We start from the raw sequence: 17,808 nt of genomic DNA, 5'->3' as shown, positions 1-17,808 counted from the left end.
ATGTTGCCCACCCTGTGGGGGCGAATCCAGACCCGCGTGCTGGTGCTCGGCATCCTCGGCGGCCTGTGGACCATCGTGCTCGTCCCGTTCCTGTGGCTCATCTCCTCGGGGGACCCGTCGATCCTCGACGTCTACCGGGTCGCCTTCACCGTGCTCGTCACCGTCATCGTCCTCGGGGTGCTCTGGGAATTCCTGTACCACTTCCTGCAGCAGTTCCGCTGGGAGAAGGACTGGCCGACGCTCTTCGGGCTCCTCACGGCGATCAACGAGGGCATCCTGGTGTGGATCGTGATCGATGGCACCGGACTGATCCCGGAGTCGCTGCAACCGTCGCCCGTCGTGTTCACCGTCCAGTTCGTCACCACCTGGTTGCTGGTGTGGGTGGCGGTCAACGGTCCACTACGCGCCGTCTTCCCCCACTGGCGATTTCAGGGAGGACGGTTCCTGTGACCGGTCCGGGCGACATCCCGAGCGTCACGCCGACGGTGACGCTGATCCCCGGTGCGGGGATCGTGATCCGTACCCCGGCGTTCCTGTGCCTGACGAACGACGCGGTGCCCGTGTCCTTCCTCACCGATCTGCTCGACATCGAATCTGCGGTGGTCGTGCCGGATTCGGCACCGCGGCGGGGCCGGCACCTGGTACGGGCGCTGGCTCAGCTGGTGGCCACCGCCGACGACCCGGTCGACATCGCCTTCGCGGCTCCCGACAATGCCGGCATCGCGATCTTCCTCTCGGGCCGGGTGTACGGGGAGACTGACGGCAAGCGGATCGAGCCGCCCGCGGGCGATTCCTATGACCGCGCCGTGCCGTGGCCGTTCGAGGGTCTCGGGCTCTACCTCGCCGGCACGAAGCCCGCGGAGGTCGGTGACGAGCGCTTCGACCTGGTCCAGGGCACGGTGCCTGCCGCGGGCGCGCTGCTGCACACCCCGCTGGGGTTGCGCGGCACCGAATTCCACTCCCTGGCGGAGCGACCGGCGCAACCGCGGCCGGAACCGGCGGCGGCGCGGCCGGAACCGGCCGTCGAACCGTCCCGACCCGACCCGGACGCGGGTCCACCGACCGAGGCCCTGGACGATCTCGACAAGCCGGCACCCGGGGCGTCGGAACCCCCGGCGCCCGAGCCCATCCGGAAACGGTCGCCCTTCGACGACTTGCCGCCGGAGCCGGACCCGATGGGCACGACCGAGCGGATGGCGCCCGGCGCCGATGGTGGTGCCGACCTGCCGGCACCCGATCCGTTGCCGTTCACCTCGACTCCGCTGGGCGGTCCGTTCGGGTCGGAACCGTTGTCCCCGAACGTTTCCCACCCACCTGAGCGGCCGCCGCGGGACGCCAACCCGCCGAGCGGCCGGCCTCGCGTCGAGCCGGCTCCCGCGCCGAATCCGTTCGCCGAACCGCTCGAACCGCGCGCGCCGCTGCCCAAGGAGGAGCATCAGAAACCCGCGACCGAGGTCGTCAAGATCGAGGCGTCGCGGGCCATGGTGCACGGCATCCGTTGTTCGCGAGGCCATCTGAACCATCCGCAGTCGTGGCTGTGCGGGGTCTGCGGAATCCGGATGGACCAGTTGACGACGTTCCTCGTCGAGGGGGAGCGGCCGCCGCTGGGCTGGTTGCTGCTCGACAACGGGTTCACCTTCCTCCTCGACGAGGACCTGGTGATCGGCCGGGAACCGGGCTCGGCCGGCGGTGGACCGGCGGGTTCGCCCAAACCGATTCGCGTGCAGGACGAGACAGGTCAGCTCTCGCGTCGCCACGTGGAGATCCGGCTGGTGGAGTGGACGGTGCAGCTCGTCGACCTCGGGTCGGCGAACGGCACCTTCGTCACCGATCCGAGCAGCGGCAACCGGGAGACCCGGCTGCTCCCGCATCGTGCCCACGTGCTGGTGCCGGGGTCGCATGTCCGGATCGGCGGGCGCCACTTCATCTTCGAGTCACACCACGCCCGTATCTGAGAACGGATCCGAGGTCATGGACAAACACACGGTCGCCTTCCTGCTGCTCGACGTCGCGATCGTCATCGCCGCCGCCCGGGTGGGTGGGATGATCGCGCGTGCCTGCCGTCAGCCGGCCGTGGTGGGCGAGATCGCCGCCGGGATCGCGTTGGGTCCCAGCCTGCTCGGGCTCCTGCCCGGCAATCCCGACCAGTGGCTCTTCCCCGACGACGTCCGGCCGCTGCTGGGAGCACTGGCCCAGATCGGCCTCGTGCTGTTCATGTTCATCGTCGGCCTCGAACTGGACATGCGGCTGACCAAAGGGCGTGAACGCGCGGCGGCCAGCATCTCGGCATTCTCGATCGCGCTGCCGTTCGCCCTCGGCGCAGCCCTCGGCCTGCTGCTCTATCCCTCGCACGACATGGTCGGGGGAATGGAGATCGAGCGGCTGGGGATGGTGCTGTTCATGGGTGTCGCGATGTCCATCACCGCCTTCCCGGTGCTGGCGCGGATCCTCACCGACCGCGGGATGATGAGAACGATTCCCGGGGTGTTCAGCCTGGCCGCGGCCGCCATCGACGACATCCTCGCCTGGACGCTGCTGGCGTTCATCATCGCCATCATCCAGGGCGGCAGTCCGCTCGAGGTCGCCAAGATCGTCGGACTCACGCTCGTCTACGCCGCGGTGATGTTCGGTGTCGTCCGTCCACTGCTGGCGAAGCTGATCGCCTGGCGCGACAGCGCCGGCCGGCTCACGCCGGACATCCTGGCGGTCATCCTGATCGGACTCTTCCTCTCGGCGACGGCCACCGACGTCATCGGCATCCATCAGATCTTCGGCGCCTTCGTGTTCGGCGCGGTGATGCCGAAGGTGGGAGCCGAACAGCTGCACCGGGAGATCCTCGAACGGCTCGAGCAGGCGAGCGTGCTGCTCCTGCTGCCGATGTTCTTCGTCGTCACCGGCCTCAACGTCGACCTCACCCAGATCGGCGTCGCGGGCATGGGGCAGCTGCTGCTGGTCCTGCTCGTCGCGATCGCGGGCAAGTTCCTCGGCGCCTATGCGGGCGCGCGGGCGAGCGCCATCCCCACCAGACAGAGCGCGGCCATCGCGGTGCTCATGAACACGCGGGGACTCACCGAGCTGGTGATCCTGGCCGCGGGGCGCGAACTCGGTGTGCTGAGTGACGAACTGTTCGCGATGCTCGTGGTGATGGCGCTCGTGACCACGATCCTGACCGAACCCCTGCTTCGCGTGGTGTATCCGGACAAGGTGGTGGCCAATGACATCGCCGCCGCCGAACGTCGCGCCCTGGCCACCGCCACTGCCCCGCGGGTTCTGGTGCTGTTGCGTGATCCCGTCGGCACGACCGCCGACCTGCGGGCGCGGCATCGGCGAATGCTGGACTGCACCACGGGATTCGACGTAGTCCTGGCCGGGTTGCTCACCGCCCCGGACCGGTCCGTGCGTCCGCTCGAGGTCGGGATTCCGGTCGTACCGGACTTCGCGGCGATCGCATCGGCCGTCGAGCGCCTCAACGAGCTGGGCTCGTCGCTGACCGGCGCCGGTGCGGTGTCGGTGCTGTGCCGGTTCAGCGCCGATCCCGCAGCCGACCTCGAGGCCATGTCGGAGAACGCCAATGCCGACCTCGTCCTCGTGGACAGTGGCGACCGGCTCTTGGGGGAGTCGCTGCGATCGGCTCCGGTGGCCGTCGTCGACGAGACCGCCGATGACACCGTGGCACCGAGTCGTAGCACCATCACGTGTATCGCCGCGGACGATCGCAGCGGGCGGACCGCTGCGCTGATGGCCGCGGGTCTGGCGCTCTTCGGGTCGCGGTCGCTGACCGTCGTCGCATCCGGCTCTCGGCGTCGGTGGCTGGCCGACCTCAACGCTGTTGCCGAACAGGGGGTTTCGGTGTCGGTGCAGGATCCCCGCCGACACCGCGACAATGCCGTGTCGTTCACCGTCGCCGGATCGGACGAAGGCGATCCGGCCGTACCCGTTCCGGTCACCGTCGTCGACAACACCGAGACGAGCGAGGAATCGCTGGGCGACCGCGTCGCGATGCTCTACCCGTCTCCGGCCGCACCATCCGCACCCACGAGGGCGGCCGACGACCCGTCCAGTCCGAACATCGGTTCATCATCGGAGAGGCACTGACATGCCAGAAGTCGAGATCCCGCAGCAGCTGGCGGATTTCACGGTGCTCGAGAAGCTCGGCATGGGGGGCAACGGCACGTTCTATCTCGCCGTACCCCCCGCGCGACTGGGCCTGGCCACCGACCGCGTCGTGGTGAAGGTCTTCGGCGGCGTCTGCAGCGACGACGCCTACCGCCGCGGGGTACGCGAATTGCGGGCGTTCGCCGCCGTCGTGTCGCCCTACCTCGCCGGGCTCTACGACGCCGTGCTGCAGGGCCAGTTCATGTATGCGATGGAGTATTTCCCGCTCGGCTCGCTGGGTAGTCCGGCGCGCGAGCTCAGTCGAGACGAGAAGCTGGCGGCGATCGCGGACGCGGCGCGCGGCGTGGACGCATTGCACGAAGCCGGTATCGCGCACGCCAACGTCACGCCGTCGAGCATCATGGTCACCGAGACCGGCGGCAAGATCTCCGATCTCGGTCTGGCCCGGGTGCTGGCGGCCGACGAGCCCATCACGAGCTTCGCCCAGCCCGGGGCGGTGCAGTACATGGACCCCGCATTGTTGGCCGGCGATGTGCCGTCGCGGGCGACCGACATCTGGTCGCTCGGGGCGTGTCTGCACCGTGCCCTCACCGGCGACGGGGTGTACGGGGAGGTGCCGGACACCCAGCCGCTGCTGGCGATCCGGGCGGCGCTGTCGACGCCGCCGGCACTCTCGGAGAACCTGGACCGCGACGAGCGCACCCTCATCGCCAACTGTCTCGCCCTCGCCGGCTCCCGTCCCTCGACCGCGATGGAGGTCGCCGTCCGGATCGACGGGCTGCGCGGGCGCTGACGACAGACGTCATCGGGCGGTTCGCGCCCCCTGCTCCCTGCGTCACGAAGGGTCGACCTTCGTCTCGGTTACGGTCGTCAGCCGAGGGGCGCCGTGCGCCACCAGTCGTCGAGGATGTCGCGGCCGGTGTGTCCGGGCCACGTCGTCACCAGCGTGTACTGCGCATGCGCTGGCCCGCTGAAGTTGGTGACGACCCAACCGTCGACGACGCTGTCCCGGCTCGCCGACGCCGGACCGTCGCGCCAGCTGATCTCATTCCCGGGGTAGCCCTTGAGGCCGGTGGTGACGGCAGCGCGTGATGGTGATGTCGGCGTGTGCCACACCACGAATCCGACGTTCGCGACGTCGGTGCACGAGATCCCGTCGATGCCGTCGCGGACGACGGGCTCACAGTCGGCATCTCCCCACCCCGGCGCCTCGGGCGTCTCCGGCAGGAGTTGCGGGAAGGCGGCGGCGATAGGGGCGACGCCCGCCGGCCACGGCGGCGGTGTGGTGCGCGCGCCGAGCAGCATCACCGTTCCGACGACGACCGCGACGATCGCCGTGGCGACGAAGAACGGCGCGATCAGCCGTCGTCGACGCATCGACGGGGAGGCCGTCGGCGGGGGCGCCAACGGTGGGGGTGTCGGCGGCCGGTTCACCGGCCCGGCCCCCCGCGGCCGGTCGGTGACGACCTCGGTCGGCCGATCCGGATGACCGGCGGGCTGGAACACGCGCGGGACGCCGGCGGCCGCCCCCGCGTCCACGACCTCCGTCGTGTCGGAATCGGTTGCGGCGGACTCATACTCGGATTCAGGGTGGCTGGCGGGGATGATCTCGGTCGGCGGTTCGCCGTCGGAGTGGGTGAGGTGCAGGGCGAGCTCGGCCGCTCGGACGAATTCCGCGCAGGTGCGGTATCGGTGTTCTGAATCGGCGTCGAGCGCCCGTGCCAGCACGGCGTAGAACGCCGGCGACACTGCACCCGACACCCGGTGCCGAGCGACCGAGCTTGTGCCGGTCACATTCGGCCCGCTCGCTTCGCTCCCGGCGCCGGTGAGCATTTCGACGAGGGTACGTCCCAACGAGGCGACATCGGCTGCCGGGTGCGGCATCTCGTCGCCCGCTATCGGTGCGGTGAGGCCGAAACCGGTGAGCGTGACGGCACCGGGCACCGACGCCCCGGCGACGGTCGGGTCTGCGGAGCCGTTGAGCAGGATGTCGGCGGGGGAGACGTTGCCGTGGACCAGGCGCCGGCGATGGGCCGCGTCGAGCGCCTCGCCGACGACGGTGACAACGCGCACCGCCAGAGCGATGTCGATGCCGTCGGGGTGGCGCCGGATCAGCAGGGCGGCGTCGGAGGCGGGCACGGGAGCCACCGCAACCCAGGCGCGTCCGTCGACGATGCCGTGTCCGGTGATGCGCGCGATCCCGGGATGCGCCATCGCGGAAGCCTTTTCGATCGCATCCCGGAACCAGTTGCCGTACGCGGGAGTAATCGAGGCGGCCCGGTCCACGACGGTGAGCAGCACGCGCTCGGCGGGCGCCCCCGGATATGGGGCCGTCGCCAGGTAGTCGGCGCCGGCGACGCGTCTGCGCAGGAGGCGCTCGATGCGGTGACGCCCGACGAGAGCGCCCGGAGGAAGTGGTTCGTCGTGGGTCGGACCGACGGACACGGCGCCTCCCTCACCTCACGTGAAAGGACCGACTCTACCGGTCAGAGGGCGTCCACCGGCGCGAACAGGCGCCGGGCGACCCCGCCCGGGTCATTCGAAGAGGACCGGCGCGGAGTTGAACAGCATGACGATGAAGAAGAACAACAGGAACCACGCCGCCCCCTGCCACACCTGCCAGCGACCGTTGCGTTTCCAGACCCGGTACGTGCGGTACAGCATGGTGCTCGCGCCCAGGAGAACCACGACGGGAGAGGCGACGACCAACACGGTCTGGAGGGGATCCGACGACGCATGCGCGAAGAACAGCAGGCCGAGTCCGAGTGCGACGGTGATCCCGATGTGGATCATGATTGCGCGAAAGTCGTTGGTGCCGTTCTGCGGAAGGGGTGACGTCATGGTGTCCGCCAGGTTACACGGCGCCCGAATCGTGGAGAAAGCGACGGTGGTCGGGACCTCGTACTCATTGCCGCGGCAACGGCGCCGGGGCAGGATGGGGGCCGGGGCCGACACCGGGCCGTCCGGGGCGAGCCCGGGCCGACCCGCGGCCGAACCGAAGACCCCGCCAGGGGCCGTCGCGATCAGAGGAGATGAGCCACAACATGAATGCGATACTCGTCGGCGTGGACGGGTCGGACGCGGCCACGGGCGCGGTGCGCTGGGCGGCGCGGGCGGCCGCTGCCGAAGGTCTCGACCTCAAGGTCGTCGGTGCGTACGACGCCAGCACGAGTGACTACGCCCCCGGCCTGATCATCCCGCAGGACGTCGTCGACGCCATCCGCCAGGACGCCTCCGACGCGGTCCATGCGGCCGCCGACGCCGCCAAAGAAGCGGCACCCGGCGTGACGGTCGCCACCTCGATCGTCGACGGCGACGCCGCGCGCGTGCTGCTCGAGCTGGGCAAGGACGCCGCGATGATCGTCGTCGGCACGCGCCGTCTCGGCAGCGTCAAGGGCCTCTTCCTGGGTTCGGTGAGCACCAGTGTCGCCGCTCACGCACACGGCCGGGTCACGGTCGTCGCCGCCGAGGGCAACCCCGACGGACCGGTGGTCGTGGGGGTCGACGGTTCACCGGTCAGCGATGCCGCGGTCGCCGAGGCGTTCCGGCAGGCCTCGCTGCGCAACGTGCCGCTCCGCGCGGTACACACCTGGACCCCGCTCGACGCGGACGCGCTCCACGGGTACGGCATCGGCGCCGACGAGGTGGCACGGATGACCCAGGACGCGGTCGAGGTACTCGCCGAGCGCCTCGCCGGATACGCCCAGGACTACCCGGACGTGACGATCGAACGATCAGTCCTGCCCGAGGAGCCGGCGAAGGCGCTGCTCGACGAGGCGGGCGCGGACGCATCGCTGCTCGTGGTCGGCAGTCGCGGCCGCGGTGGCTTCCGCGGACTCCTGCTGGGCTCGACCAGCCAGAAGGTGATGCACCACGCCGACTGCCCGGTGATGGTCGTCCGCACCTGACCCCACGGTGAGCGCTGCCCGTCGTCCCCGGTCGCGCACCGGGGACGACGCCGTCGGTGGCGCATACCATCGACCCATGACGCTGAAGAAGCCGGAGCTCTCGGTCGGCGAGCTGGCCCAGCGAGCTGGGATCGCCCCGTCGGCGGTCCGCTTCTACGAGGACCAGGGCCTGATCTTCAGCCGGCGCACCTCCGGGAACCAGCGCCGGTATCACCGGGCGATGCTGCGGCGCGTCGCATTCATCCGCGCGTCGCAGGTCGCCGGGATTCCGCTGTCGGTCATCGGCGAGGTGCTCGCCGAACTGGGCGACCACGAGTCGCCCCCGAAGTCGATGTGGGAAGCGGCGTCCAAACGCTGGATGGACGACATCAACCAACGCATCGCACTGCTCGAGAACATGCGGGACATGATCGGGTCCTGCGTGGGTTGCGGTTGCCTGTCGCTCGGGGAGTGCCATCTCCTCAACCCCGGCGACGAACTGAACAAACTCGGCCCGGGGCCGCGGCGACTCCTCACCGAGCAGTAGCCGTCTCCGCCAGTTGCGATGTCGGGGAGCAGAACAGGCGGCGGTACTGTTGGCCCATGGCTCGACCGTCGCGCGTGGCGCTGGCTCTGGGAAGTGGCGGCGCCCGCGGTTACGCGCACATCGGGGTGATCGCCGAACTCGAGGCGCGGGGGTTCGAGATCGTCACCGTCGCCGGCTCGTCGATGGGTGCTCTCGTCGGCGGGTTGTATTGCGCGGGGAAACTCGACGACTACGTGGACTGGATCTCGGGTCTGTCCCAGCTCGACGTCGTCCGGTTGCTCGACGTCTCGCTGACCAAGCCGGGCGTCATCGGGGCCGAGCGGATCCTGCTGCGGGTGCGGGAGATCCTCGGAGACACCGCGATCGAGGACCTGCCCGTCCCGTTCACCGCGGTCGCCACCGATCTGAACGCCGGCCGCGCGGTCTGGTTCCAGCGCGGTGTCCTCGCCGACGCCCTGCGTGCGTCGATCGCGATCCCGGGCGTCATCAGCCCGCACGAGCACGGTGGGCGGCTGCTGGCCGACGGCGGGATCCTCGACCCGCTGCCGGTGGCGCCCACCTCGACGGTGCCGAGCGATGTGACCATCGGCGTCATCATCGGTTCCGACGGTGGCCCGGAAGCGGGCGCCACGCGCGAACAGAAGGCCAGGGGACTGCTGCGGCGCAACGTGGCGCCGATCCTCGACAACGAGTTCATCCGCGCGGTCCGCGACCGGCTCGGCCACGAGATGCCCTCGGAGGAGGCAGCGGCGTCCGATGCGGCGGTGGCCGCCACCGGTGGCGGCGCCGTCGCGGTCGATGCCGCGGCCGAGTCCGGCTCCGTCCCGTCCGCCGAACAGGTGGCGCCCGCGTTCGGCGTCGACGAACCGGCCCGGATGGGACGCGTGGAGGTGCTGAGCCGGTCGCTCGACATCATGCAGGAGGCCCTGACCCGCTACCAGGTCGCCGGCTATCCGCCCGACGTGCTGATCCGGGTACCCCGCCGGACGGTCCGCACGCTCGACTTCCACAAGGCCTCGGAGATGATCGAGCTCGGCCGGACCCTCACCGCGCGGGCCCTCGACGACCTCCCCGAGCTGCCATGAGGCAGATCCCCCGCGGCATCTGGGTGCTGCTGTCGGCGAACGTCGTCATCGCACTCGGATACGGGTTCATCGCGCCCGCGCTGCCGACCTTCGCCCGCACCTTCAACGTCTCGTTCACCGCCGCGACCGCGGTCATCTCGGCGTTCGCGGTGATGCGCCTGGCGTTCGCGCCCGCAACGGGACGGTTGGTCACCGTCTTCGGCGAGCGGCGCATCTACCTGACCGGTCTGCTGATCGTCGCGGCCAGCACTCTGGCGTGCGCGTTCGCCCAGTCCTACTGGCAGCTGCTGATCTTCCGCGGTCTCGGCGGCATCGGGTCGACGATGTTCAGCATCTCGGCGATGGCCTTGCTGATCCGTATGGCGCCGAGCGACATTCGCGGTCGCGTGTCGGGCTTCTTCTCGGCGGGGTTCCTCATCGGCAGCATCACCGGTCCGCTCATCGGGGCGGCGCTGGTCGGTTTCGGACTCCGGGTCCCGTTCGTGGTGTACGCGGTCGCGCTGCTCGTCGCGTCGACGGTGGTGGCCACCCAGTTGCGGGAAGTGATCGCACCGGATCAGGCCGACGTCCCGACGGGCGGGCTGATCGGTTTCCGGACCGCCTTGCGCGACAGCGCCTACCGGGCGATCCTCGCGTCCAACTTCACCCAGGGCTGGGCGTCGATGGGGGTCCGGGTCGCGGTGGTGCCGCTGTTCATCACCGAGAGTCTCGGTGCCGGAGCGGGAATGGCGGGAATCGTGCTGGCGATCTACGCCGCGGGCAACGTGCTGGCGATCCTGATCGCGGGCCGTCTGTCGGACCGGTTCGGACGGCGGCCCATCATGCTGCCCGGACTCGTCATCACCGTCGTCGCCACCATCGCGCTCGGGTTCTCGCCGAACGTGGGCGTCGCACTGGCGTTGTCGGTGGTCGCCGGGGTGGGCTCGGGACTGTTCGCACCCACCCATCAAGCCGCTCTCGCCGATGTCCTCGGCAACCGTCAGCAAGGCGGTTCGGCGCTGGCCGCCTACGGCATGTCGTCGGACCTCGGTGCCGTCACCGGTCCGGTCATCGTCGGATTCGTCGCCGATCGGGTCGGCTTCGGGCCGGCGTTCGTGCTGACCGGGGTGGTGGCCGCGGTGGCGCTGGTCCTGTGGATCTTCGCGCGCGAGACCGCGCCGGTGATCGTGGGCGACGGTCCGACGATGACGCCGACCGACACGAAGGCCCGCGCAGACGATGAGTGATGTGCGCGCGCGGACGACGAATTACGGTTGAGCGATGACCGCGCTCGCCTACGACTACGCCCTCGGCGCCGACTCGGAGGTCGGCACCCTGCGAGCGGTCATGCTGCACCGCCCGGGCGACGAGTTGCGCCGGCTCACCCCGCGTAACAGCGACCAGCTCCTGTTCGACGGGCTGCCGTGGGTCGGGCGTGCGCAGGAGGAGCACGACGCCTTCGCAGAGGTGCTGCGCGAGCGGGGAATCGACGTCTATCTCCTCGGTGACCTGCTCGCCGAGACCATCGCGCACAGCGGTGCGGCCCGCATCCAGGGCATCGCCGCGGCGGTGAGCGCGCGGCGGCTGGGCACACACCTCGCGGAAGATCTCGCGACCCATCTGCGAGGGTTGTCGCCGACCGACCTCGCGTACGTGCTGACGGCCGGCATGACGTTCGACGAGCTGCCGATCACACCCTCTGCCGAGCGGTCCTCGCTCGTGCGGCGGATGCACCACGGACCCGAGTTCGCGATCGAACCGCTGCCGAATCTGCTGTTCACCCGCGACAGTTCGTTCTGGATCGGCGGCCGGTTCGCGATCACCTCGCTCGCGCTTCCCGCCCGCGCGCGGGAGACGTCACTGACCGATCTCATCTACGCCCACCACCCGCGATTCACCGGGGCGCGGCGGGCCTACGAATCGCAGGTCGCGCCCATCGAAGGCGGTGACGTGCTGTTGCTCGCCGCCGGTGTGGTGGCCGTCGGGGTCGGCGAACGGACGACGCCCGCCGGGGCGGAAGCGCTGGCGCGCAGTCTGTTCGACGACCACCTGGCGCACACAGTGCTGGCGGTGCCGATCGAGCAGTCGCGCGCCTTCATGCACCTCGACACCGTCTGCACGATGGTCGACACCGACGCCGTGGTGATGTATCCCAACATCCGCGACACCATGTCCGCATTCACCCTCGTGCACGACGCCGCGACCGACGCGGTCCGGATCACCGGGGAGCGGCCCTTCGTCGACGCCGCCGCCGAGGCGATGGGCATCACCAAGCTGCGTGTCATCGACACCGGGCTCGATCCGGTGACGGCCGAGCGGGAGCAGTGGGACGACGGCAACAACACCCTCGCCCTCGCGCCCGGGGTGGTGGTGTCCTACAACCGGAACGTGGAGACCAACCGGCGACTCCGGGACTCGGGCATCGAGGTCATCGAGATCGAGGGTCGGGAACTGGGATCGGGCCGCGGTGGGCCGCGGTGCATGTCGTGTCCGTTGGCCCGTGATCCCCGGTGAGGAGGGATATCCGGTGACCCCCGACACCCCGGTGGCGCTCGACGCACTGCAGATCGACCCGGCCTCCGACCGGCCGCCCTTCGAGCAAGTACGAGTCGGCATCATCGAGCTCATCGAGTCCGGCGAACTGCTCAGCGGCGAGCGTCTGCCGACGGTCCGGGCGCTCGCCTCGCGGCTCGGCGTGGCCGCCAACACGGTCGCGCGGAGCTATCGGGAACTCGAGGCGGCCGGCGTCATCGAGACCCGCGGGCGGCAGGGCTCGTTCATCAAGGCGGGTCGCCACGATGCGCTCGACGCGGGTTTCGCGGCTGCCAAGCAGTACGTCGAAACCGCTCGCGAGCTGGGCCTGGACGATCTCGTGATCGTTGAGATACTCAACCGTGCGCTCGGGCGAACTTGAATACCTGAACCGAGATTGATTGGCTTGACGAATGACAAGTGAACAGGATGTGATCACCGGGCGTCCGAAGCAGACACTGGACCCGGTGGTCTTCACGGTCACCGCGGTACTGGTCATCGCGTTCGTGATCTGGGGGATCGGGGACAAGGAGAGTCTCAACACGACGACCACCGAGGTGCTGGGTTGGATCACCAAGAACCTCGGCTGGCTGTTCATCCTCTCCGCCACCGGCTTCGTGATCTTCGCGGTGTTCCTCGCCGTGTCCAAGTACGGCCGGATTCCGCTCGGCCGCACCGGGGAGAAGCCGCAGTTCCGCACCGTGAGCTGGATCGCCATGATGTTCAGTGCCGGCATGGGCATCGGCCTCATGTTCTTCGGTGCCTACGAGCCGCTCTACCACTTCGCCAGTCCGCCACCGGAGATCGGCTCCGACGACATCCGCGCGGCCATGGCGACGACGATGTTCCACTGGGGCTTCCACCCGTGGGCCATGTACGCGGTCGTCGGGCTGGCGCTGGCCTACAGCACGTACCGGCTGGGCCGGACCCAGTTGATGAGCGCGGTGTTCACCCGGCTCCTCGGACCGCGGGTGGCCAACGGCCCGGGCGGGAAGATCATCGACATCCTCGCGATCTTCGCGACGCTGTTCGGGACGGTGGCATCACTCGGCCTCGGCGCGCTGCAGATCGGATCGGGACTCGACACCCTCGGTTGGGTCAACGAGCCGACGAAGATGCTGCTGGTCGCGATCATCGCCATCCTCACCGCCGCGTTCGTCGCGTCGGCCGTGTCGGGGATCGCGCGCGGCATCCAGTGGCTGTCCAACATCAACATGGTGCTCGCCATCGTGCTGGCACTGTTCGTGTTCGTCGTCGGACCGACGATCTTCATCCTGAACCTGCTGCCGACGACCCTCGGCGCCTACTTCACCGATCTGACGAGCTTCGCAGCCCGCTCGGACGCCACGATCATGACCGAGGAGGGTCATCAGTGGCTGGCGGACTGGACGATCTTCTACTGGGCATGGTGGGTGTCCTGGACCCCGTTCGTGGGTCTGTTCCTCGCGAAGATCAGCCGCGGCCGCACCATCCGCGAGTTCGTGATCGGTGTGATGGTGGTACCCACGACGGTCTCGCTGGTCTGGTTCTGCGTCTTCGGCGGTACCGCGATCCATCAGGACATCGAGGGCACCCTGGCGTTCGATCCGGCCACCGCGGCCAGTGAGAGCACGCTGTTCGATGTGCTCGCCCACCTGCCGTGGACCGGGGTGGCCTCGGCGCTGGTGATGATCCTGGTCGGCATCTTCTTCGTCTCCGGCGCCGACTCCGCGTCCCTCGTGATGGGCACTCTCTCGCAGCGCGGCGTCGAACACCCGTCGCGTCCCCTCACCGTGTTCTGGGGTGTGCTGACCGGTGTCGTGGCTGCGCTGCTGCTGGCCATCAGCGGCGACGACGCCCTCGACGGCATCAAGACGATGGCGATCATCGCCGCGTTGCCGTTCGTCGTGGTGATGATCGGCATGTGTCTGTCGCTCTATCTCGACCTCCGACACGATCCGCTGATCGTCTCCCGCCACGTGCTGACCGCTCAGGTCGACGAGCATGTCCGGGACCAGGCCAACGCCATCGCGACCGGGGAGCTCGAGGCGATCGATGCCGACGCGATACGACACCTCGAGAAGATCGACCCCGACTACGTCGACCAGGCAAACGGATCGGCGCCCGCCGAGCCGACGGTCGACCCGGGGCCGGACGACGAGCCTCGGGACAAGGGCACTCACGGCACCGACCGGTTGACCGGACCGACGGTGTGACAACCCCCACCGGGGTCGGCAACCGATCCCGGTGGGTGAGTCGTCGTCGGGTCGGTGGGTCCTCAGCCCTGTCCGACCGCCCCGGCGAGCGCTGTGCCGAAGGTCTTCGCGGTCGCCCGGTCGAGCCGGGAGGTGGTGACGCGCAGACCATTTCGCTGCTCGGCCCCGTCGACGGCGAATACCGTCCCGGGTTGCACGGCCCACCCCAGGCGCGCCAGTTCGACGCCGACCCGCTCCGCGGGCACCTCGGGCGGAAGATCGACCCACACGTTGATCCCGTCGGGCGGTCCCATGGTCGACGCCACCCCCCGGGCATCGAGCACGTCGGTGAGAAGTCGTGTGCGACGGGCGTATTCGAGGCGTGCGGTGGCGATGAGCTCGGTCGTCGCCGGATCGGTGAGCAGGTGCGCCGCGGTGGTCTGCAGCAGGTGGCTGACCCAGGGGCGGCCGGAACGCAGCCGGGCGTCGAGCGCGGCGGCCGTGGTCGGGTCGGCATCGACGAGCGCGACCCGCAGATCCGGACCCAGGAATTTCGCGACGGACCGGACGACCGCCCAGTGTCGGCTGTTGTCCGGGATCACCCGCTGATAGTCGCGAACCGACAGGAGTGAGAAGTGGTCGTCTTCGATGACGAGCACCTCGGGGTATCGCTCGAGAACCGTGCGTAGTTCATCGGCACGAGCCGCGGAGAGGGCGATCCCGCCGGGGTTGTGACCGCGGCAGGTGACGATGACCGCTCGGGCGCCCGCACCGAGCGCCCGCGCCAGATGATCGGGGCGCATGCCGTGCTCGTCGAGCTCCATGGGGAGCGCGCGGTACCCGTTGACGCGGATCGTGCCGACGCTGGCGAGGAAGCACGGATTCTCCACTGCGACGCAGTCGCCGCGGACGAGGTGGGTGTTCAGCAGCCGCTCCATCGCGTCGACGGCTCCGTGGGTCGCGATGAGTTCCCCCCGTTGCGGGTGCTCCCCGAACAGCACCGACGCCGCCTCCCGCAGTGCCGGCGCCACCGCGGCGGTTCCGTACATCGTCGGTCGGTAGGGGGCCGCGGCGATCGCGGCGCGCAGGTCGGGCAGGAGATCGGGATCGGGATTGCCATCGGCGAGATCGATGGTGTCCGCGGGAGCGGCGAGTTCACTGCCGGGGTGGAGCCGGTCGGCGACCACCGTTCCGCCCCGGCCGCGGGTGTCCGCGGCGCCCACCGAGACGAGCTGCCGGTACGCAGCGGCCACGGTGTTGCGGTTGACTCCCAACTCGGCTGCGAGTTCACGGATCGGCGGCAATGAGTCGCCCGGTCGCAGACGGCCGGAGACGATGGCGTCTCGCACGCTCTGGACGATGGCCTGCACCGTCTGCCCGGTGATCACGACGCTCACCACGACCTCCCTGCTGATCAAGATCACGTTCTTTTGTCCTAGGACAAATGCTACGGTGGTCGCACGGCACCGAGATCAGGAGTTGTGCGCCATGAACCGAAGTCCCGAATCCGCCCGTCCGACCTGGGGTCGCCAGGTTGCCTACTGGTACGGCGGGCGACTGCCCGCCTCGATGACGGAATGGGTCGGCAACGACCTCGCCGGTCCCGGTGCGTCCGTGCGGATGGTCGCCCGGTGGTCGATACCGTGCATCCTGCTCCTGCTGCCGATGTTGTTCGTCCCCGCCCCGTGGGGAGTGCGGATCACCATGACGATGCCGATCCTGCTGTCGTACCTGTTCTTCTCCATCGCCCTGAACCGGGTCTACCGTCGCTACCGACTGGTCCAGCACGGACTGGACCCCGAGCTCGTCAACGCCGTCGATCGTGTGAAGAACGCCGACCTGTACGCCGAGTACCACCGGAAATACCGCGGCGAGAACGGCCGGCCGGTGTCCGTCTCCCGGTAGGGGACCAGGCCGCGTCACGGTTGCTCAGCCCCAGCTCGGCAGCCAGATCTGCTGCCGCCAGAGGCCGGGCGAGATCGGGGAAGCGGTGAGGATCGGCCACAACCACACGAAGTTGGTGACGACCAGACCCACGTAGATCGCCACCACCATGATCGCGAGGGCCCGACGCTCGGGCCGGGCGCGGGCGGTCGCCGCGGCCGAACGCAGCAGGTCGCCGCAGCACAGCGCGAGGCCCATCACCAGGAACGGCGCCAGCACGGTCGCATAGAAGAAGTACATCTGCCGGTCCAGGGCGAGGAACCACGGCAGGATCCCGGCTAGGTAGCCGACCAGGACCGCCGCGTACCGCCAGTCACGCCGCACGATCCACGACCACAGTCCCCACAGCAGCATCGGCAAGGCCAGCCACCAGAGAGCCGGCGACCCGATCAGCATCTGCGCGCGCACGCACTCGCCCGCGCCGCACTGGTCGGGACCGTTCTCGAGCGCGTAGAGCATGGGGCGCAGGCTCATCGGCCACGTCCACGGCTTGGACTCCCACGGATGCTGGTTGCCCGCCGAATTGGTCAGCCCCGAATGGAATTCGAGGATTCCCGACTCGTAGTACCACAGCGATCGCCAGGCGCCCGGGACCCAGGCGAACGGTCCGTCGGGGCCGATCGTGTTGCCCACCTGATAGCGGTAGACGGCCGTCTCGCTGTTGAACCAGGGCAGGTAGGTCAGGAAGTAGATGACGACCGGCATCACCGCGAGGCTCGCGCCGCTCGGCACGACGTCGCGCACCAGGGTGCCCACCCAGGGGCGTTGCACGTGGTACGCCCGGCGGGCGGCCACATCGAGGCCGATCGCCAGTGCGGTGAAGAAGATGACGTAGTAGATGCCCGACCACTTGGTGCCGCAGTTGAGCCCCAGCATCACGCCGGCGACGAACCGGTACCACCGGAAGCCGAGGCGCGGCCCGAAGGGACTGTCGGCGATCCGGCCCTCGCGGTACACGCGGTCCATACGCTCCCGCACCTGGTCGCGGTCGGCGACGAGCGCGGCGAAGGTGGCCACGATGAACAGCGTCTGGAAGATGTCGAGCATGCCCATCCGGGACTGCACGAACAGCACGCCGTCGCAGATCGCGAACACACCCGCGATCGCTCCGACGAGCGTCGAACGCGTGAGCCGCCGAACCGCACAGTAGATCAACACGACGATGAGGACGCCCGAGATGGCCGGTGCGACGCGCCATCCGAGCGGTCCGTAACCGAAGACCGCTTCCGAGGCGGCCAGCATCCACTTGCCGACCGGCGGATGCACGACGAGGCCGTACGCCGGGTTGTCCTCGATCCAGTTGCCGCCGGTCAGCACCTGCCAGCCCTGCGGGACGTAGTGCTTCTCGTCGAAGACTGGCGTGCCCTTGTCGGTGGGGTGGGTCAGGGCCCAGAAGCGGGTGATGGTGGCCAGCAATGCGATGACCACGCCGACGAGGAGTCCACGCCCGCGGTCGGGGGCACCGAAGAGCGGTGCGGGCACGTCCGGGCCCAGGCGAGGTGGCACCCGATCGATCCTAGTGGTCCCTCGTAAGCTGGCTGTCG

Annotated in this window: 16 protein-coding genes; 12 read left to right on the top strand and 4 right to left on the bottom strand. The window is 69.4% G+C overall.

What is annotated here, in order from left to right:
• The 4 genes from KB201_RS02305 to KB201_RS02290 are packed head-to-tail and all read left to right on the top strand — an operon-like array spanning position 1 to position 4,909.
• Positions 1 to 450: a hypothetical protein gene (locus tag KB201_RS02305; protein WP_058251470.1), complete on the top strand. Its 450-nt coding sequence runs from the start codon at positions 1 to 3 to the stop codon at positions 448 to 450.
• A complete protein-coding gene (locus KB201_RS02300; RefSeq protein ID WP_211538233.1) occupies positions 447 to 1,955 on the top strand; it encodes an FHA domain-containing protein in 1,509 nt (502 codons plus the stop codon). The genes KB201_RS02305 and KB201_RS02300 overlap by 4 nt, the downstream gene beginning before the upstream one ends.
• A 16-nt stretch (positions 1,956 to 1,971) precedes the next feature.
• Complete coding sequence (locus KB201_RS02295) at positions 1,972 to 4,095, top strand: cation:proton antiporter (protein ID WP_211538232.1); 2,124 nt, start codon at positions 1,972 to 1,974, stop codon at positions 4,093 to 4,095.
• Between the two features lies 1 nt (position 4,096).
• Complete coding sequence (locus KB201_RS02290) at positions 4,097 to 4,909, top strand: protein kinase (protein WP_078112162.1); 813 nt, start codon at positions 4,097 to 4,099, stop codon at positions 4,907 to 4,909.
• Between the two features lie 77 nt (positions 4,910 to 4,986).
• Here KB201_RS02290 and KB201_RS02285 read toward each other — a convergent pair whose 3' ends face one another.
• Both KB201_RS02285 and KB201_RS02280 read right to left on the bottom strand, forming a co-directional pair.
• Positions 4,987 to 6,561 carry a serine/threonine protein kinase gene (locus KB201_RS02285; RefSeq protein WP_211538231.1) on the bottom strand — a complete coding sequence of 525 codons (1,575 nt, stop codon included), beginning with the start codon at positions 6,559 to 6,561 and terminating at the stop codon, positions 4,987 to 4,989.
• A gap of 90 nt (positions 6,562 to 6,651) precedes the next feature.
• Positions 6,652 to 6,957 carry a hypothetical protein gene (locus KB201_RS02280; RefSeq protein WP_058251465.1) on the bottom strand — a complete coding sequence of 102 codons (306 nt, stop codon included), beginning with the start codon at positions 6,955 to 6,957 and terminating at the stop codon, positions 6,652 to 6,654.
• Between the two features lie 203 nt (positions 6,958 to 7,160).
• Here KB201_RS02280 and KB201_RS02275 point away from each other — a divergent pair, with 203 nt between their 5' ends.
• The 7 genes from KB201_RS02275 (at position 7,161) to KB201_RS02245 (ending at position 14,341) form a co-directional block, all read left to right on the top strand.
• Positions 7,161 to 8,024, top strand: coding sequence for a universal stress protein (locus KB201_RS02275; protein WP_058251664.1), 864 nt, complete (start codon positions 7,161 to 7,163; stop codon positions 8,022 to 8,024).
• Positions 8,025 to 8,100: 76 nt separating this feature from the next.
• Complete coding sequence (gene soxR, locus KB201_RS02270; protein ID WP_211538230.1) at positions 8,101 to 8,550, top strand: redox-sensitive transcriptional activator SoxR; 450 nt, start codon at positions 8,101 to 8,103, stop codon at positions 8,548 to 8,550.
• Between the two features lie 56 nt (positions 8,551 to 8,606).
• Positions 8,607 to 9,635 (top strand): patatin-like phospholipase family protein, encoded by a 1,029-nt coding sequence (locus KB201_RS02265; RefSeq protein WP_078112160.1) that lies wholly within the window; start codon positions 8,607 to 8,609, stop codon positions 9,633 to 9,635.
• Positions 9,632 to 10,861: an MFS transporter gene (locus tag KB201_RS02260; protein ID WP_211538229.1), complete on the top strand. Its 1,230-nt coding sequence runs from the start codon at positions 9,632 to 9,634 to the stop codon at positions 10,859 to 10,861. The genes KB201_RS02265 and KB201_RS02260 overlap by 4 nt, the downstream gene beginning before the upstream one ends.
• A gap of 34 nt (positions 10,862 to 10,895) precedes the next feature.
• On the top strand, positions 10,896 to 12,128 hold the full coding sequence (locus KB201_RS02255; RefSeq protein ID WP_211538228.1) for an arginine deiminase: 1,233 nt from the start codon (positions 10,896 to 10,898) through the stop codon (positions 12,126 to 12,128).
• Between the two features lie 13 nt (positions 12,129 to 12,141).
• Entirely contained in the window at positions 12,142 to 12,528 is a 387-nt protein-coding gene (locus KB201_RS02250) for a GntR family transcriptional regulator (RefSeq protein ID WP_307848022.1), read from the top strand.
• Between the two features lie 31 nt (positions 12,529 to 12,559).
• Complete coding sequence (locus KB201_RS02245; RefSeq protein ID WP_176455887.1) at positions 12,560 to 14,341, top strand: BCCT family transporter; 1,782 nt, start codon at positions 12,560 to 12,562, stop codon at positions 14,339 to 14,341.
• 62 nt (positions 14,342 to 14,403) lie between these two features.
• Here the strand turns inward: KB201_RS02245 and KB201_RS02240 are convergent, their stop codons facing one another.
• Entirely contained in the window at positions 14,404 to 15,717 is a 1,314-nt protein-coding gene (locus KB201_RS02240) for an aminotransferase class I/II-fold pyridoxal phosphate-dependent enzyme (protein ID WP_211538227.1), read from the bottom strand.
• Positions 15,718 to 15,808: 91 nt separating this feature from the next.
• On the opposite strand from KB201_RS02240, the gene KB201_RS02235 reads away from it, so the two are divergent.
• Entirely contained in the window at positions 15,809 to 16,225 is a 417-nt protein-coding gene (locus tag KB201_RS02235; protein ID WP_068972385.1) for a DUF5313 domain-containing protein, read from the top strand.
• Positions 16,226 to 16,249: 24 nt separating this feature from the next.
• Here KB201_RS02235 and KB201_RS02230 read toward each other — a convergent pair whose 3' ends face one another.
• On the bottom strand, positions 16,250 to 17,779 hold the full coding sequence (locus KB201_RS02230; RefSeq protein WP_211538257.1) for a glycosyltransferase family 39 protein: 1,530 nt from the start codon (positions 17,777 to 17,779) through the stop codon (positions 16,250 to 16,252).
• Positions 17,780 to 17,808: the final 29 nt, after the last annotated feature.

This window comes from Gordonia sp. SCSIO 19800, assembly GCF_018132775.1.
Lineage (GTDB): Bacteria > Actinomycetota > Actinomycetes > Mycobacteriales > Mycobacteriaceae > Gordonia > Gordonia hongkongensis.
The sequence above is the reverse complement of the archived record's forward strand: the minus strand, read 5'-3'. Positions and strand labels throughout refer to the sequence as shown.

Bases quoted from the DNA above. Each gene is read 5' to 3' on its own strand.
- KB201_RS02305 (WP_058251470.1), top strand. From the start codon at position 1: ATGTTGCCCACCCTGTGGGGGCGAATCCAGACCCGCGTGCTGGTGCTC.
- KB201_RS02295 (WP_211538232.1), top strand. From the start codon at position 1,972: ATGGACAAACACACGGTCGCCTTCCTGCTGCTCGACGTCGCGATCGTC.
- KB201_RS02290 (WP_078112162.1), top strand. From the start codon at position 4,097: ATGCCAGAAGTCGAGATCCCGCAGCAGCTGGCGGATTTCACGGTGCTC.
- KB201_RS02280 (WP_058251465.1), bottom strand. From the start codon at position 6,957: ATGACGTCACCCCTTCCGCAGAACGGCACCAACGACTTTCGCGCAATC.
- KB201_RS02275 (WP_058251664.1), top strand. From the start codon at position 7,161: ATGAATGCGATACTCGTCGGCGTGGACGGGTCGGACGCGGCCACGGGC.
- soxR (WP_211538230.1), top strand. From the start codon at position 8,101: ATGACGCTGAAGAAGCCGGAGCTCTCGGTCGGCGAGCTGGCCCAGCGA.
- KB201_RS02265 (WP_078112160.1), top strand. From the start codon at position 8,607: ATGGCTCGACCGTCGCGCGTGGCGCTGGCTCTGGGAAGTGGCGGCGCC.
- KB201_RS02260 (WP_211538229.1), top strand. From the start codon at position 9,632: ATGAGGCAGATCCCCCGCGGCATCTGGGTGCTGCTGTCGGCGAACGTC.
- KB201_RS02255 (WP_211538228.1), top strand. From the start codon at position 10,896: ATGACCGCGCTCGCCTACGACTACGCCCTCGGCGCCGACTCGGAGGTC.
- KB201_RS02245 (WP_176455887.1), top strand. From the start codon at position 12,560: ATGACAAGTGAACAGGATGTGATCACCGGGCGTCCGAAGCAGACACTG.
- KB201_RS02235 (WP_068972385.1), top strand. From the start codon at position 15,809: ATGAACCGAAGTCCCGAATCCGCCCGTCCGACCTGGGGTCGCCAGGTT.